This is a genomic window from Sphingobacterium sp., assembly GCF_032065005.1.
Taxonomy (GTDB): Bacteria; Bacteroidota; Bacteroidia; order Sphingobacteriales; family Sphingobacteriaceae; genus Sphingobacterium.
This window is the reverse complement of the sequence record NZ_DAMBMM010000004.1, coordinates 81,385-97,499: the sequence shown is the minus strand read 5'-3', so window position 1 is coordinate 97,499 and position 16,115 is coordinate 81,385. Positions and strand designations below refer to the sequence as shown.

At 42.9% G+C, this 16,115-nt stretch carries 13 protein-coding genes; 10 read left to right on the top strand and 3 right to left on the bottom strand.

All coding sequences use genetic code 11. The features are described from left to right. Nucleotides 1-144 precede the first annotated feature (144 nt). Nucleotides 145-909 carry a DeoR/GlpR family DNA-binding transcription regulator gene (locus RT138_RS07875; RefSeq protein ID WP_175486313.1) on the bottom strand — a complete coding sequence of 255 codons (765 nt, stop codon included), beginning with the start codon at nucleotides 907-909 and terminating at the stop codon, nucleotides 145-147. A gap of 153 nt (nucleotides 910-1,062) precedes the next feature. On the opposite strand from RT138_RS07875, the gene RT138_RS07870 reads away from it, so the two are divergent. The 10 genes from RT138_RS07870 (at nucleotide 1,063) to RT138_RS07825 (ending at nucleotide 14,375) form a co-directional block, all read left to right on the top strand. Further along, nucleotides 1,063-2,331, top strand: a complete 1,269-nt coding sequence (locus RT138_RS07870) for an MFS transporter (RefSeq protein ID WP_313190231.1) — start codon at nucleotides 1,063-1,065, stop codon at nucleotides 2,329-2,331. A 28-nt stretch (nucleotides 2,332-2,359) separates the two neighbouring features. Next, the gene (locus RT138_RS07865; protein ID WP_313190230.1) at nucleotides 2,360-3,754 is read left to right on the top strand and encodes an FAD-dependent oxidoreductase; all 1,395 of its coding nucleotides are present in this window, start codon (nucleotides 2,360-2,362) and stop codon (nucleotides 3,752-3,754) included. Nucleotides 3,755-3,764: 10 nt separating this feature from the next. Further along, nucleotides 3,765-4,691, top strand: coding sequence for an endonuclease/exonuclease/phosphatase family protein (locus tag RT138_RS07860; protein ID WP_313190229.1), 927 nt, complete (start codon nucleotides 3,765-3,767; stop codon nucleotides 4,689-4,691). Between the two features lie 145 nt (nucleotides 4,692-4,836). Further along, the gene (locus tag RT138_RS07855) at nucleotides 4,837-6,090 is read left to right on the top strand and encodes an MFS transporter (protein WP_313190228.1); all 1,254 of its coding nucleotides are present in this window, start codon (nucleotides 4,837-4,839) and stop codon (nucleotides 6,088-6,090) included. Between the two features lie 36 nt (nucleotides 6,091-6,126). Then, a complete protein-coding gene (locus RT138_RS07850) occupies nucleotides 6,127-7,137 on the top strand; it encodes an NAD(P)-dependent oxidoreductase (protein ID WP_313190227.1) in 1,011 nt (336 codons plus the stop codon). A gap of 2 nt (nucleotides 7,138-7,139) precedes the next feature. Further along, nucleotides 7,140-8,588 carry an FGGY family carbohydrate kinase gene (locus tag RT138_RS07845; protein WP_313190226.1) on the top strand — a complete coding sequence of 483 codons (1,449 nt, stop codon included), beginning with the start codon at nucleotides 7,140-7,142 and terminating at the stop codon, nucleotides 8,586-8,588. Continuing rightward, nucleotides 8,589-10,022, top strand: a complete 1,434-nt coding sequence (locus tag RT138_RS07840; protein ID WP_313190225.1) for an FGGY-family carbohydrate kinase — start codon at nucleotides 8,589-8,591, stop codon at nucleotides 10,020-10,022. Next, complete coding sequence (locus RT138_RS07835) at nucleotides 10,023-10,619, top strand: histidine phosphatase family protein (RefSeq protein WP_313190224.1); 597 nt, start codon at nucleotides 10,023-10,025, stop codon at nucleotides 10,617-10,619. Between the two features lie 24 nt (nucleotides 10,620-10,643). Then, nucleotides 10,644-11,519 (top strand): glycerophosphodiester phosphodiesterase family protein, encoded by an 876-nt coding sequence (locus RT138_RS07830; protein ID WP_313190223.1) that lies wholly within the window; start codon nucleotides 10,644-10,646, stop codon nucleotides 11,517-11,519. 186 nt (nucleotides 11,520-11,705) lie between these two features. Beyond that, nucleotides 11,706-14,375 (top strand): DUF3857 domain-containing protein, encoded by a 2,670-nt coding sequence (locus RT138_RS07825; protein WP_313190222.1) that lies wholly within the window; start codon nucleotides 11,706-11,708, stop codon nucleotides 14,373-14,375. Nucleotides 14,376-14,702: 327 nt separating this feature from the next. Here the strand turns inward: RT138_RS07825 and rimK are convergent, their stop codons facing one another. Both rimK and RT138_RS07815 read right to left on the bottom strand, forming a co-directional pair. Beyond that, nucleotides 14,703-15,638 (bottom strand): 30S ribosomal protein S6--L-glutamate ligase, encoded by a 936-nt coding sequence (rimK, locus tag RT138_RS07820; protein ID WP_185210464.1) that lies wholly within the window; start codon nucleotides 15,636-15,638, stop codon nucleotides 14,703-14,705. Between the two features lie 39 nt (nucleotides 15,639-15,677). Then, the gene (locus tag RT138_RS07815) at nucleotides 15,678-16,109 is read right to left on the bottom strand and encodes an ATP-dependent zinc protease (RefSeq protein ID WP_185218196.1); all 432 of its coding nucleotides are present in this window, start codon (nucleotides 16,107-16,109) and stop codon (nucleotides 15,678-15,680) included. Between the last annotated feature and the right edge of the window lie 6 nt (nucleotides 16,110-16,115).

Below are 16,115 nucleotides of genomic sequence, written 5' to 3'. Positions count from 1 at the left end.
AAGGCATAAATGCCGATATCATATTAGATTTTATTCAAAAATAACAATAGGTTATTCGCTTATAAAGCGTTTCGAAAATAAAAAAAAGATTTTTAAACCAAAAATTTAAAAATCTTTTTTCTGAAAATGACTTATTAAGGTAGCTTAAGCTAGGATGATTTTGATACCCAAGTCTTCGATAGACTTGACGATGTTTGGGGACACCTTGTTGTCGGTAATGATGTAGTCTACGTCGATCAGTTCGCAGATTTTGCCTAGGCCTCTTTTTCCGAATTTGCTGCTATCTGCCAGGATTGCAATCTTTTGGGAGGTTTCGATCATTTTTTGGTTTAATGTTGCTTCAGGGAGGTTGCTGATGGAGATTCCGAATTCCAGGTCGATTCCGTCGGCGCCAAGGAACAGGATCCCGCAGCTGATCTCGTCCAAGATACGGATCGCATACTGCCCGGCAACGGAAGATGAGTTGGTCCGGATGAGCCCTCCGAGCTGCAGAACCTCGATGTTTGGCTTGCCACTGAGCTCTAAACCAACTTTTAGTGCCGGTGTGATGACCGTAAGCATGTGTGTGGATTCAATGTTTTTGGCTAGGGTAAACACGGTTGTGCCGGATCCGATCATGATGGAATCGTTGTCTTTGATCAGTTTGATTGCGGCCTGTGCTATGCGCTGTTTCTCCTCGCTGTTGATGGATTCCTTCACCATGATAGGGCGGTCGATAGCGTAAGGGTTGCTGTTGGAAGCTCCTCCTTTGATCCTGAATAACAGGTTTTTGTCTTCTAGTACTTTAAGGTCCTTTCGGATCGTTACGCTGGAAACCTTCATGGTTTCGCAGAGCCAGTCTATCGTAATTTTCCCTTTTTCCTTTAAGCTTTTTAGAATGAATTCGTGTCTGTCTGTGATGTTCATCATAATTCATTAAAATAAGTTAATATAATAGCAAATATAGTCAGCATTTCTGTACTTGCCTATTCTTTTTTTTTATTTAAAAATGTTTTTTTTATATTCATTTATTCCTACATTTGAATTCATAACTGGTATTATTTTAATAACCGAATCTAATTTATGTCGAAATTTACGTTGCCTATTCCAGCCACTAAAAGGAGATGGTATATCATAATTGTCATTTTTTTAGCCATTGTCTTCAATTATTATGATAGGCAGATTGTGTCGATCTTGAAGCCTATGCTAAAGGATGAGTTTGATCTGGGTGACGATGGATATGCCTTGGTGATCAATGTATTCACGGTGTTCTATGCCTTGATGTATCCGGTGTCTGGTTGGTTGGTGGATAAATTCGGTGAACGGAAGGTGATGTTGGTCGGCATATTGGGTTGGTCAGTTGCATGTTTGGGAGGTGGTTTTTCAAGGACTTTTGGTTCTTTTCTGTTTTTCCGTGGTATGCTCGGCGCTGCAGAACCCACCAACTTTCCTGCTCAGTTGAAGGTAATCACGGTTTGGTTTTCGGGAAAATTGCGCGCAACGGCAAATAGCTTATGTGTTGCAGGTAGTTCCATCGGGGCGATCATTGCGCCGCCTTTGGTTGCTTGGCTAGCCATGCGCTATAATTTCCATACGGTATTTATTGTTGCCGGGGTGGTAGGCTTGATCATTGCCCTGCTCTGGTTCCTGATCTATACGGAGCCACCAGCAGAGATCCGCAAGGAAGCGATCGGTGAGGCGGATGCTCAATCGGCCGGATATGGCTTTTCATGGGGACAGTTATGGAAGACCAAGACCTTGTGGGGCATCCTGTTGATTCGTTTTGTGAGTGATCCTGTCTGGTATTTCTGTCTTTTCTGGCTGCCCGGCTATCTGCAGGAAGAAAGTGGATTGACCTTGGCACAGATAGGAATGTTTGGATGGATTCCTTTTTTGGTTGCCGATTTAGGAGCTATTGGGACTTCTGCATGGTCGGATAAAATGGTCCGTAAGGGGAAAGAACCTTTGTTGGCCAGAAAAATCATGTTGAGTAGCATTGCTGTATTGGCACCATTGTGTTGTCTGACGGCCTATGTTTCCGATCCTTATCTCACCATCCTGATCTTTTCATTGGTTGCCGTGGCTTGTTTAAGCTGGTTGTTTACCATTTCAGTAGTGATCGCAGAGGCTTTCCCTGTGAAGAATGTAGCTTCTGTTTTAGGGATTGCAGGTGGTTTTGGTGCATTAGGAGCGGTTCTGTTCAACTATTTCGTTGGTCAGATGATGGGGTCGTTGGGTGCGGGGACCATTTTTATTGCCATGGCATTTATGCATCCCATTGCGGTATTGATTCTTTGGACCATGGTCAAAAAGGAGAAGCCCAAGGAGGCAGTTTTAGTAGAGAATAATTAATTAAAAAATATTACAACATATTATTGTTATGGTAGAAGTTAAGACCATTTTGGAGCCTGCAAGAGAGACTCCTGTTCGTATGGAAGTTGATGTTTTGGTTGTTGGTGGCGGTCCTGCTGGGATTATAGCCGCTCAGGCTGCTGCCTCAGACGGGTTAAAGGTTGCCTTGATTGACAACCGAAGCTTTGTTGGTGGGAATATGACCATCGGCTTACCGATCCTGGGTTTCTTGGGACAAAAAGGTAACCAGATCATCAAGGGGCTTCCACAGAAGTTTATTGATCGCCTGAAAGAAGTGGATGCAGCCTCAGAACACCGTCCATGTCCATTGCACATGAGCTTGACCTTAGTGGAACCAGAAGCAGTGAAAAATGTAGGCTTGAAGGTTTTGGAGGAAGCTGGCGTGAAAGTACTGCTTTATGTATTCTCTGCAGGTGTTGTGATGGAAGGCGATGAGCTGAAAGGTGTGATCATTGAGAGCAAATCTGGAAGAGAGGTCATTTTGGCAAAAACGGTCATTGACTGTACCGGAGATGCTGATGTTGCCTATAAAGCAGGAGTGGAATGCGAGCAAGGGAACGATGTTGGTGGTGCCCAACCTCCAACTTTAATGTTCTGTATGGCCGGTGTGGATACCGACAAATTGCGGATGTCCATTGCTGAAGAGCCAAGAACCTATCTGACCGACTTTATTCCAGCAGAATACTTTGGGCAAAACCATCAGTTTATCGTGGTTGGTCTGAGAAGCGTAATGGAAAAAGCACGTCAAGCTGGCTATCACCTTCCGGTTGAGCGCACGATCTTGATTACCGGTCTTCGTGAAGGCGAGGTATGGGTCAATATGTCCAGGATCAATGGCGTAGATGGAACCAATCCGGAAAGTTTGACTTTTGGGGAGATTGAAGGTCGCAGGCAGGTGGAAGAGATCCAACGTTATTTGGTGGATTTCGTTCCTGGATTTGAAGAGGCACATTTCACTAAAATGGCTCCATTCTTGGGAATCCGTGAAACTCGTCGTATTGTTGGAGATTATGTGATGACCGCAGATGATATCCTGACTTGCCGTCGTTTTGATGATGCCGTTGCTGTGGCAAGTTATCCATTAGATATACACCATCCTGAAGGTGGGGGCTGTACCTTGACCTGGTGTGGTGATAGTTATGATATTCCATACCGTTCTTTGGTTCCTAAAAGAGTGAAGAATCTATTGGTGGCTGGGCGTTCGATTTCAACGACGCACGAGGCCATGTCAGCTATCCGTGTGATGGCTCCATGTATGGCGATGGGCGAAGCGGCAGGTCGTGCTGCAAAACTAGCGGTTCGTCATGGCGTAAGTCCAGCAGAGGTCAACGTGGAAGAGCTAAGGGCAGAATTGATTAATTCAGGGGCATATTTAGGGGAAGACCTAACAGCTACCGTTTAAAAATAATACAATGAAAGGTTCCGATACATCCAATCGCAGGGAATTCTTTAAGAAAGTAGGTTTGTTGTCAGCGATGCCATTATTGGCTAAGCTGGATTTACAGGCTGCCGTTGCCCCTGCACAGGGGAATCAGATTAAGGTGCTGACCTGCAATATCCGGGTTGATCTAGAGGAAGATGCCGCAAAGGGCTTAGGCTGGAAAGATCGTCGGGAAGCCTGTTTGGCAATCATTAAAAAAGAGAAAGCAGATTTAATAGGTTTTCAGGAGGTTTTGAAAGGTCAGTTTTTGGATCTTAAAGAAAACCTGAAAGATTACTTTGCTTTTGGATTTGATGGCCCTGAAATGGATCAGTTTAAGGAAGGTTATCATGGCATTGCCAAGAACCCTATATTGTTTTCCAAAAAGAGATTTGAGTTGTTGACAGCCAGTACCTATTGGCTGTCGGAAACTCCATTAAAGGCAGGGAGCCTTTCTTGGGGTTCGGCCAGAGCTAGGAACGCAGTCTTTGTAAGGTTGTTGGATAAAAATACTAATAAGGAAATCCGCTTAACCAACCTGCACTTGGACCATGTCAGTAATGAAGCCAAGGAAGGGCAGGTCAAGGTGGTGCTGGATGAGGCAGCGCAATATCAACCTGACTTTCCACAGATCTTGACCGGGGACTTTAATGTGGGGATGAATTCTAAGGTTTATCAGGATGTAATTGATGCGGGATGGAAAGATTCTTATGTGCAGGTCCGAGGAAATGAAGTTCCTGAAGGTACAACCCATGGATTTAAAGGGAATGACCCGAACAGGAAGAAATCCAAGAAAATTGACTTTATTTTCCTGAAAGGACCTTTGAAAGCCTTAGACACAAACATCATCAAGGATAGCTATAAAGGCGTGCTGCCAAGCGATCATTATTTTGTGAGTGCTGTATTGGCGTATCAATAAAGAAACGATTCAAAAAAAACAGCTAAAAAAAGAACAGTTCATGGTACTGTTCTTTTTTTAGAGGCAATAGGTTTAATTATGTTATATTTTGTTTATTTTTATTTTACTTAAACTCATATTTCAATTAAAACCTTAACTAAATTTAATGGCAAAGCAAAGCACAATGGATAGACTAGGTATACCTAGTCATTTAAAATGGGGTTACCTGGGTATCCTTATCTTTATGATGGGTGATGGGGTAGAGCAGGGATGGCTCAGTCCTTACCTTGTCAGTCATGGCATGAGTATGGAGCAGTCGGCAGCTCTTTTCACCGTATATGGAATTACCATTGCAATTTCTTCCTGGTTTTCTGGTGTATTGGCAGAGAGTTATGGCCCGCGTAAATCCATGTTCATGGGTTTGCTGTTGTATCTGATCGGAACCGTAGGTTTTGTGTCCATGGGAATGGCCAAATTGGATTACAATGCCATGCTGTTATTCTATGCCATCCGAGGCTTTGGCTATCCTTTGTTTGCCTATTCCTTTATGGTCTGGATCAACTACCGTAGTCCAAAACATATGTTGGGCAGAGCGGTAGGTTGGTTTTGGTTTGTGTTCACTGGAGGGCTGAATGTATTGGGCGCTTACTATTCCAGTTGGGCATTGGACAAAATGGGTTATGAAAACACGCTTTGGTCTTCTATTCTGTGGGTCTTGATAGGAGCATTTTTTGCACTGGTCCTGAACAGGGATAAGTTTGAAACAAAGGCTTCCAAAGGTTCAAAGGTTCAGGAATTGATGAATGGATTGACCATTGTCAAAAAGGAGCCCAAGGTTTTGATCGGAGGAATTGTGAGGGTAATCAATACGACTGCCCAGTTTGCATTTCCGGTGTTCTTGCCAATGTATATGGCAGAACATGGATTCAACACCAAGGAATGGTTACAGATCTGGGGAACCATTTTCACGAGTAACATCGCATTTAACTTAATATTCGGATTTGTAGGGGACCGTTTAGGCTGGCAGCGCACCATTATGTGGTTTGGTGGTGTAGGCTGTGCGATTACCACGGTCCTTTTCTATTATTCGCCGGTATGGTTCGGAGGAGCCTATTGGGCGGTAATGGCGGCAGGAATAGCTTGGGGAGGGCTTTTGGCTGGCTATGTTCCTTTGTCCGCATTAGTGCCTTCCTTGGTGAAGGAGGATAAAGGGGCAGCGATGGCCATTCTGAACCTTGGAGCTGGACTGCCAGTATTTGTGGGGCCAGCGATCGTAGGATTGTTGATCGGCACCATTGGAAGTGAGGGGGTGATTTGGGTATTGGCTGTATTATATCTGATCAGCGCAGTATTGACAAAGTTTATCACGATTCCAGAAGAAGAGCTGAGGGAATCGGAGAAAGAATTGAATACCGTATAATTAAAGAATTTAGATTAAAAATAGAATAAACAAGCTATGAAAGTATTGCTAACTGCGCCTTATGAGAACGAAAAAGCTTTGAATGAATTGAAAGGTCTTTTTGATGAAGTCATTTACCGTTCATGGAAACCAAATGGACGCGCCTATAATCCAGCAGAACTAAAAGCGTTATTGAAGGAGACAGGAGTTGATGCCTTGATTTCCGAACATGATGAAATCACAGAAGAGGTATTGCGTGAGAACCCGAACTTGAAATTTGTAGGCATATGCCGTGGCACCCCATCGAATATTGATTTGAAGGTAGCTACAGAATTAGGTATTCCCGTATTCAATACTCCGGCAAGGAATGCACAGGCAGTCGCAGAGATGTTTATTGCTAATGTCATCACTTTGATGAGAAATACCGTTCCTGCTATCGATTGGTTAGAAGGAAAAAACTGGGGGGAAGGTGCGCATACTTCATATTTACAGTTCAAGGGAAATGAGCTTGCAGGGAAAAAGGTCGGTATGGTTGGATTTGGAGCCGTAGGTCAGCATATTGCAAGGATGTTGGTTAACTTTCCTTGTGAGATCTATTATTTCGATCCTTATTTTACAGACCCTAACAGCGATTTCAAAAAGGTTGAATTAGAAGAATTGTTCGCTACTTGTGATGTGGTAGGAATCCATTTGCCCGTTACGCCCGAGACTACAGGAATGATAGACAAGAAATATCTTTCATTGTTGAATAAAGATGCGATTTTTGTGAATACAGCGCGTGCGACGGTTGTCAATCGTGAAGATTTATTGGAACTGATCGAAGGTGGGCAAATCCGTGGTGCCGTTTTAGATGTTTTCTACAATGAGCCACCCGATGAGATTGACTACAAGATGATCTTGAACAAGAATGTCATTGCAACGCCGCATATCGCTGGTGCTACCCATGAGGTGGAAGACCACCATGCATTTATCATGAACAACAACCTTAGGGAGTTTTTCCATAAGGGTAATAAATCTATCAAACAGCTTGTCAACAAAGCAGTTTTAGAGAACACATCAATTAGCTAAACATGGCAACAAAAGAAGCTTATTTAATCGTCGACATCGGCACAGGAAATGCACGCGTTGCAGTCTGTGCTATCGATGGCGAAATCTTAAGTATCAAAAGAGAAAACGTTCATTACGAAACGGATGCTCAATATGAAGACTCCATATTCTTCAATCCTGAAGAGCTGTGGTCACAGATCTTGAAGCTTTCCAAAGAAGCATTGGCAGACTCTGGAGCGGTGAAAATCAATGCTATTACAGCAACTAGCCAAAGGGAAGGTATTGTGGTGGTTGACCATGAAGGAAAACCATTGCTCGGCATGCCTAATATTGACCATAGGGGAAGAAAATGGGAAATCGACTTACAGGATAAAGATCTGGTCTATAATCTTTCCGGTCGCTACCCTACATCTTTATTTTCTGCTTTCAAGCTTGTCGGAGTAAGGGAAGTATATCCAGAACTATTTGAACAGATTGCCTGTGTAATGAGCATCAGTGACTGGATCCAATTCCAGTTTTCAGGGATTGCAGGATACGAGCATTCTCAAGCTTCTGAAACCTTGTTGTACGATGTGGAAAAGAAATCATGGTCCCAAGAATTATTGGATCAATTTAACCTTTCCTCTAGCATCTTACCTGTTTTGAAAGATTCAGGTTCGATCCTGGGCAATATTAAAGCCGACGTCTCGGCCGCTTTTGGTATCAATCCAGCGGCAGTAGTGGTCGTTGGTGGAGGGGACACGCAATTGGCTATCCGTAGTATGGAACCTTCGGCTAATGACGTGGTTATTGTTTCGGGTACGACTACACCAATCATTAAGATAGTCGATAGCTATGAAAAAGATGCCGAACAGCGGACTTGGACGAGCAGGCATATCGATGCGGATAATTTTATCCTAGAGGCCAATGCTGGCGTGACAGGACTAAATTATCAACGCCTGAAAGAGATTTTCTATCCAAATGAGGGCTATGATGTCATTGAAAAAGAATTAGAAGATGCAACCTATTCGCAGTGTGTGGCTTCGTTGGGTTCATTGATAGCAGATGAGGAAGAACCCTTGACCAAGGGAGGTTTTATCTTCAATGCACCGGTATCCCATCAATTGACGCGGGGGAGCTTTGTTTTTGCGATTCTATGGGATATTGCCTGCAGTATCTATGAGAACTATAAGTTCCTGAGTGTGGTCTCTCCACACCAAGAGTCCTACATCTGGGCTTGTGGCGGCGGTGTGGAGAGCCGCAAACTGCGTCAGTTTATTGCCAACCTGTTTGGCAAGAGCATCAAGATCAGGGATACCTTCCGCCAAGCTTCCGTGCTGGGTGGTGTTTTCCTCTGCAACGATGCTTTAGGCGTCAAGAACGTGAGTCCGGAGTTATTGGAAGAGATACATCCGAAAGACCACGAAGAGTTTGAAAAACTATATCAAGAGTGGAAAAACGCTCGTAAAACCTTTAAAGAAGTAGTTTCCTAGATGAGTACATATTTTTTTGGATTAGATGTCGGGACCCAGGGAGCGAGGGTCGTTTTGGTGGATGAGAAAGGTGAATTGTTAGCATCTGATTCCCGAAAATTCCAATTGGATGATAAATTCCGTGAGGAGCAATCGCCCCTGCTTTGGTGGAATGATTGTAAGGAGATGCTATCCAAGCTGATCCAGGGCCTTCCGGATAAACTTGACAAAAAAGATATCCTTGCCATATCAGTTACCTCAACATCAGGAACGGTCATACCTTTGGATAGCCAGAACCAACCCTTACATTCCGCCATTATGTACAGCGATCCCCGATCAGCTGAACAGGGAAAGCGAATCAAAGCCATCGCTGAAAGAAACGTGCCACATGGCTATACTGGATTCAATGCTTCCAGCGGAATCAGCAAAATGCTTTGGTATATCGAAACCTATTCTGAAAAGGTTAAGGATATCGCGAAATGGATCCATGCTTCAGATTTCCTCGTGGGGAAACTATGCGGAAACTACCAAGTGACCGACTATACCAATGTTTTGAAGTCCGCTTATGATCTGGAGAAACTGGAATGGCCTACTTTTGTAACCGAAGAGATCGGCCTAAAAAGAGCGTGGTTACAGGAAGTAGTACCCTCAGGAACCGTGCTGGGAACACTATTGCCAGCCCTGGCTGAGGAATGGGGCATTCCCGAAATCAAGGTGGTCGTGGGCATGACCGATGGCTGCGCTACACAAATGGCTTCAGGAGCTGTCAAACCAGGTACATGGAACACTACGATCGGAACAACCCTTGTGATCAAAGGCGTAACGAAAAACAATGTCGTCGATCAATTAGGTAGATTATACAGCCATAGACATCCAGAAGGTTATTGGATGCCCGGAGGGGCCAGCAATACCGGTGCAGATTGGATTTCCCTACAGTTTGCAGAAGGGTTAGACGATCTGAACCAAGAAGCTGAGCACTTGATCCCGACCAATGAATTGGCTTGGCCTCTTCTCCAAGAAGGAGAGCGATATCCCATTATGGCGTCCCATGCCAAGGGGTTTGCTCCCGAAAACATTAGCCGTGAGAAACTGTTTGCCGCAAATCTGGAAGGGGTAGCTTTTATAGAAAAGCTTGCTTACGATATTATAGAGGAGCTTTCCGATGAAAAGGTCGATGCGGTCTATTCTGCAGGTGGAGGCAGTAACAGTGATGTCTGGTTAAAGATCAGGGCTTCGGTGCTGAATGTACCTATCTACAAATGTAAAGAGGCCAGCGGTGCCTTTGGCGCAGCAATCATGGCCGCTTCCAATACCTATTACCAGTCTTTGATCGAAGCATCAGAGCATATGACGGCCATTGAAAAAATGGTTCATCCAGAACCTCAATTGCATGCTTCCTACCAAGAACAGTACAAAGACTTTAAAAATAAATTGAAAGATTTAAACTATTTATAGATGATAACAATCTGTCTTTTGAGACACGGAGAAACTGCCTATAATGCAGAGGGAAATAAATATTGCGGCAGGACTGATATTCCTTTAACGGAAAAAGGTCTTTCCCAAGCTAAGCGTATGAATGAGTTGCTTAAGGATTACAGCTTTGATCAGATTTTCTGTTCTCCATTGCAACGCGCGAAAAACACAGCGGAGATTGCTTCTGGAAGACCCGATGCGGTTCAAGTCGATGAACGCTTGATTGAAGTCGATTTTGGCCAATGGGAAGGCAAGCGATCTGAAGATTTTATTGCCGAAGATCCAAACTCATGGTACAACTGGTTGTCAGATCCAGCAAGCTTTGAAGCTGGTAGGACCGGTGAAAATGCTGGCCAAGTGATCAATCGTTTGGATAGTTTCTATACTGAGCTGTTGGAGAAATATGATGGGCAGACCATTTTAGTGGTCGGCCACAATGGCGTCAATAGACTCTTCATGGCGCAACAGCTGGGTATGCCTTTAAAGAACTATAGAAGGATCGTGCAAGAGAACTCTGCATTGACCTTGATAACATTAGATAAACATTCAGGTTTCAATTTGTTAAAACTGAATGCTTAATTTTAGAGCTTCAACAAAAACCCTATGAAGAAATCCCATTTAGTCCTATTTACTTTGATCGCTATGATGCAGGCTGCCCCTGCATTTTCCCAAAAACTGCACAAACTCAATTTTAAAACTGTTGAGGAAATGTATGAATACTTCAAGTATCAACCAGGAAAGAAGATTATCTCCGGACATCGTGGAACCATGGAGGAACAGATGCCGGAAAATTCCATTCCTTCCATGGAGGCAGTCCTAAAGCATACCTCTGCGATCTTTGAGGTTGATCCGCGTTTAACCAAGGATGGCGTGCCTGTTATGGTACATGATGCCACCTTGGACCGTACGACCAGCGGAAAGGGAAAAGTGGCTGATTTCACATGGAAAGAGCTTCAGGTATTAAAATTAAAGGATCATCAAGGCAACCCTACCAAGTATAAGATCAATACCTTGGAGGAGATGATCAAATGGGCAAAGGGCAAAACGATTTTAAATCTGGACAAGAAGGATCTCCCGATGGAAATGACAGCAGAGATCATCCGCAAGCATAATGCCTATGCTTGGGTTTGGGTAACAGTTCACAATGTGGAGCAGGCTAAGTTCTATTTGGATAAAAATCCCAAGCAATATCTGTCTATGCATATCAAAACAGAAAAGGATTTAGAAGCCTTTAAGGCATCAGGCCTCCCTTACGATCGAATGATCGTTTATATCGGGCCTGAAATCAAGCCTTCGAACCAAGACATGTATTCTTTTTTTAAGGAAAAGGGCGTGTTATGCATGATATCAACAGCACCTACATACGATAAGTTAGCAACGGTTGAAGAACGTGCTGAAAAGTATAGGGCTGTTTTTGCAGACGGAGCAACTGTACTGGAATCAGACTTGCCGATTGAAGTCAGCAAAGCTATAAAGTAACCTAAGGTTAATTAAGTTTATAGATGGAGGAAACCGATACTGGTTTCCTCTTTTGTTTTATAATGATTCTAGCGCTTATTGTTGATTATTGATATTTAAGTGGCTGCTTATCAGTTGTTAATAATTTTTGATTGCCAGATGAAGCAGCTTGAATAATCAGTATCTTCGTTTACTGATTATTAACACATGAGAAAACCAATTTTTATAACCGTTCTCCTATTACTGGTTTGCAGCACTGTTTTATGGGCTCAATCGGCAGTGAGGATTAGCAAGGCCAATCTACCCACTTGGTTGCGAGCAAGTCAAATGAAGCCCCAATCCATCGATTTGAATGATATCAGTATGGGCTATTATTTTGAATTGATCGAAAACCAATTTAATCTGCAGAACCAGACCCATTTCAACAGGACCATCAAAGTTGTTAGCGAGGCGGCGGGAGCCGAAAATGCAGGGCAGGCGAGTGTCAGCTTTGATCCCTCTTACCAAAAACTGGTTATCCATGAACTGAATGTTATTAGAGAGGGTAAAGTTCTCGATCGCTTGGATCTTTCCAAATTCAAGACTGTAGCTGTCGAAACAGAACTTTCGAGGATGATTTACAACGGTACTTATTCCGCAGTTGCTGTTTTGGATGATGTCAGGAAAGATGATAAGATTGTGTTTTCCTATTCCCTAATCTGTTTTAATCCCGTATTTGAAGGGAAATTTGCCAATACTTTTTATTTAGAAGGCACAGAACCCAATGGGCTGGTACATCTGGTCTATATCGTTCCTGAGGGGCGTATATTAAACATCCGCAAACAAAAGGGTGCATCAGTCGAGAAAAAGCAGGTCAATGGAAATTTGACCTATTATTACTGGGAACAGCCCATGAATGCGACCGAAGAAACGGGATTGTATACACCCAGCTGGTTTGATAATACACCTCGTGTTGAGGTTTCTGAATTCTCTACTTGGAGGCAAGTTGCAGATTGGGCAAAGAGGATCAATCCGATCCCTAATATTAAAACCGGCTCAGCTTTGGATAAGGAGGTACAAAAACTTTGGCAGGAAGCTGGAGGAGATAGTCTGAAATATTTTGAGAAAAGCCTGAACTTCGTTCAGAACTCCATCCGTTATATGGGAATTGAATTGGGCGAACATTCCCATCGTGCTCATCTTCCTGAAATGGTCTATAACCAACGATATGGTGATTGTAAGGATAAATCACTGTTATTGGCTTCCATGCTCAAGAGCAAGGGAATAGGGTCTTCTTTGATCTTAGCAAATACCTATCAGGACAAGGAATTGGATAAGGTGCAACCTAGTCCATTTGCATTTAACCATATGGTCTTGGCTGGGGTTGTCGGTGGACGTTTGATTGCCGTCGATCCGACGATTAGTAACCAGGGCGGTAGCATCCTGAATCGATATTTTCCTTATTATGGAAAGGTTCTGTTTCTTGAAAATGGAAAGAGGCTTTCCGAGGTGAAAAAACCGGTAGCAACTCATGGTTCCTTTCTCAATATCTTAGAGGTTTTCCAGATTTTGGACGATGGCAAAGCCAATCTAAAGGTTACAACGACATACTATGACCATGAAGCTGATGCTATCCGCTATCAACTGCAGAGTTCTGCAAAAAACCAGTTGCAAAAGGAGTATGAAGATTATTATCAAAGGGTTTATGATAAAGCTAAGCATATTAGTCCATTGACCATCGACGATGATTTGGAAAATAATATTTTGGTCATCAAGGAAGAATATCTCTTGGATGCATATATAGTCGAAGAGAATTTGCAAAAGTCTGCCCCAATGTATTCCAAGTACATTTATGATCGCCTGCCCAAAGTAGAGGAAGGGATTCTAGAGCCAATTGCCATTAATTTTCCCCTTGATGTCCATCATGAAATCAAGATTGTCAATAAGGACAATAAAGCCATAGGCTTTTTTCAACCAGAAGAAAAGGTTTTAGACCGTGAAGCATATTGGTATTCAAAAAGGCAGTATGCTGATAAGGATACGCTCAAAATTTCCATTAGTTTTCGTAATAATGATTCATTTGTTCCCATGGAGCAGTCTCAGCAGTACGTGGAGGATTTCAAGGTCATGCAAGAAGGGATGGGGTATCTATATTTTGTCGATAATAATGGATATTTAACAATTGGGTCAATTAATCCCATACAATTACCTAAAATAAATTTTGGAGCTCTCTTTACGTTTTTCACCATCGTCATCGCGACGCTGATCATTTTATTTAAGACCCATTATAAATCAAAACCAACTGGTTTTATCAATCTGTATCATGAGCATAAGCGAAATGATATTGGCGGTTGGTTAATCGTTCTGGCAATTAAGCTTGTAATTGGTGTGTTTTTTATAACTGTTATGATATTCCTCACACCAACCTCCATCAGTGATTCGCTATGGGCATTACTTGATAACGCAGATCATGCCTATGGATATTTGCTTCTTTTTCTCATTGTATATTTAGTGTCCCACGCTGCTTATTTAGCATTTAATATCTATTCCTGTATATTATTGTTTGAACGCAGGGATATCTTTCCGCAGACCTATTTTTTCGTGAATATTGCAGGATTGATCCTCCTGATTTTTGCTAATTTCGCCATTTCACTAATTTATCCAAATAGCCTTACCTGGGGTTTTATGAATCCTGGAGATCTTTGGTCTATTTTCGTAATTATAGCTTGGTCCATTTATCTATACCTTTCAAAGAGGGTTAAGGAAACCTTTACAGTACCCTATCATAAAGATAGCTTTTACTACTTAGGCGGGAGCGGAAATTCAAGTACAGAATCATCTTCCGGACAAGACAATCCAGCAAAGGAAAACTATGGACCACATCCATTGAATGAATAGCAGCATCAAGCAATAAAAAAAACATCCCAGCAGATGCCGATAATGTAAATTATGAAATTGGAAGAGGTTTGGTTCTGAACGATTAGTAAAGAATCTGTTCGTTATCCTTAATAAAGAATTTGTTTCCCTCCATCTATGATGGAGGGACTGTTTGCAGATCATTCATTGCACGATGACCATCTAAGTGGTTCAGTCCCCGATCCTGGTCCATCCTCTCATCCTTCCCATCCTGGTTCAAAAAAAGCAGCACGTAAAAACATGCTGCTCCAATTATTATCAGATGGAAAGTTCTCTCACATCTCACATCTCATATCTCAAATCTAACCCCTACAGATTACTTTCCTTCTTGATTTTCCTTCTGGTCGTGATCGGTTTAGCCAATTGTTTGGCTTCATACTGTCTTTCCAGATATTTAATGATCTCTCCGGCGATATCCTTTCCGGTTGCCTGTTCGATTCCTTCGAGGCCAGGGGAGGAGTTTACCTCTAAGATCAATGGTCCACGTGCTGAAGGCAGCAAATCCACACCAGCCACGGTCAATCCCATTGCACGGGCAGCTGCAATAGCAGTTTCCCTTTCCGTCCTGGTTAATTTAACCACTTCAGCGGTACCACCACGGTGTAGGTTCGAGCGGAATTCACCCTCTTTGGCCGTTCTTTTCATGGCACCTACAACCTTGCCGTCGACTACGAATGCACGGATATCGGTACCTTTGGCTTCCTTGATATATTCTTGGATCAAGATATTGTTTCCGAGTCCGTAGAAGGCTTCAATTACTGATGAGGCAGCTTTTTTGGTTTCGGCTAATACAACTCCGATCCCTTGCGTACCTTCCAATAATTTGATGACCAATGGAGCGCCTCCAACCATGGAGATCAAGTCGTCCACATTGGATGCAGTCCTGGCAAAACCCGTGATCGGTAAACCAAGTCCAGCACCAGAAAGGATCTGCATGCAGCGCAGTTTGTCCCTTGAGCGAGTGATCGCTTGGGAAGGGTTGGCTGAAATGACACCCATGACCTCAAACTGGCGGACGATTGCCGATCCATAGAAGGTTACTGATGAACCAATTCTAGGGATGACAGCGTCAACCTCTGCAATATCTTGACCTTTATAATGAATGGATGGTTTTGCTTGTTGTATGCCTACATAGCATTTGCTATGGTCGATCACTTCGCATTCGTGACCTCTATTTATGGCGGACTCTACCAGTCTACGGGTAGAATATAATGACCTGTTAGTCGATAATACAGCTATTTTCACAATTCTTTATTTGTTAAACAGATAACGATGTTATGAGTTTTATATGATGTTTGTTGCTAAGTTTTTTTTAGATACGTCGACCAAGAATTTCCCCGTAATAAAATTACGTCCCAATAGCATGGGGTAGGACATGGCTGATCGATTTCGAAAGGACAATTTGATATCATATAGCTCGTTAAACATACGAATCTTGGTCAAAAAGATATAGCGTATCTCCGATTGTCCAAAAGAACTTTTTACTGTTCTTTCTCTGTGCACAGGGAAAGTCAGTTTCAGGGTTTTTTCACTGTCTTCGTTTGGCCTGATATAAGCGGTAATGTAAAGGTGGCCAGCTTTTTTCACCACCTCCATTTCTTCGCAATGTAGAACAGAGGTTTCAGCGCCTGTATCCGTCTTCGCGTGGATATTGTATAGACCTAGTTCCGGTAGGTCAATGGTTTCTGTTCTGCCAATGGTTTTTTTACCTCTCACTGCCTA

Bases quoted from the DNA above. Each gene is read 5' to 3' on its own strand.
- RT138_RS07875 (WP_175486313.1), bottom strand. From the start codon at position 909: ATGATGAACATCACAGACAGACACGAATTCATTCTAAAAAGCTTAAAG.
- RT138_RS07870 (WP_313190231.1), top strand. From the start codon at position 1,063: ATGTCGAAATTTACGTTGCCTATTCCAGCCACTAAAAGGAGATGGTAT.
- RT138_RS07865 (WP_313190230.1), top strand. From the start codon at position 2,360: ATGGTAGAAGTTAAGACCATTTTGGAGCCTGCAAGAGAGACTCCTGTT.
- RT138_RS07860 (WP_313190229.1), top strand. From the start codon at position 3,765: ATGAAAGGTTCCGATACATCCAATCGCAGGGAATTCTTTAAGAAAGTA.
- RT138_RS07855 (WP_313190228.1), top strand. From the start codon at position 4,837: ATGGCAAAGCAAAGCACAATGGATAGACTAGGTATACCTAGTCATTTA.
- RT138_RS07850 (WP_313190227.1), top strand. From the start codon at position 6,127: ATGAAAGTATTGCTAACTGCGCCTTATGAGAACGAAAAAGCTTTGAAT.
- RT138_RS07845 (WP_313190226.1), top strand. From the start codon at position 7,140: ATGGCAACAAAAGAAGCTTATTTAATCGTCGACATCGGCACAGGAAAT.
- RT138_RS07840 (WP_313190225.1), top strand. From the start codon at position 8,589: ATGAGTACATATTTTTTTGGATTAGATGTCGGGACCCAGGGAGCGAGG.
- RT138_RS07835 (WP_313190224.1), top strand. From the start codon at position 10,023: ATGATAACAATCTGTCTTTTGAGACACGGAGAAACTGCCTATAATGCA.
- RT138_RS07830 (WP_313190223.1), top strand. From the start codon at position 10,644: ATGAAGAAATCCCATTTAGTCCTATTTACTTTGATCGCTATGATGCAG.
- RT138_RS07825 (WP_313190222.1), top strand. From the start codon at position 11,706: ATGAGAAAACCAATTTTTATAACCGTTCTCCTATTACTGGTTTGCAGC.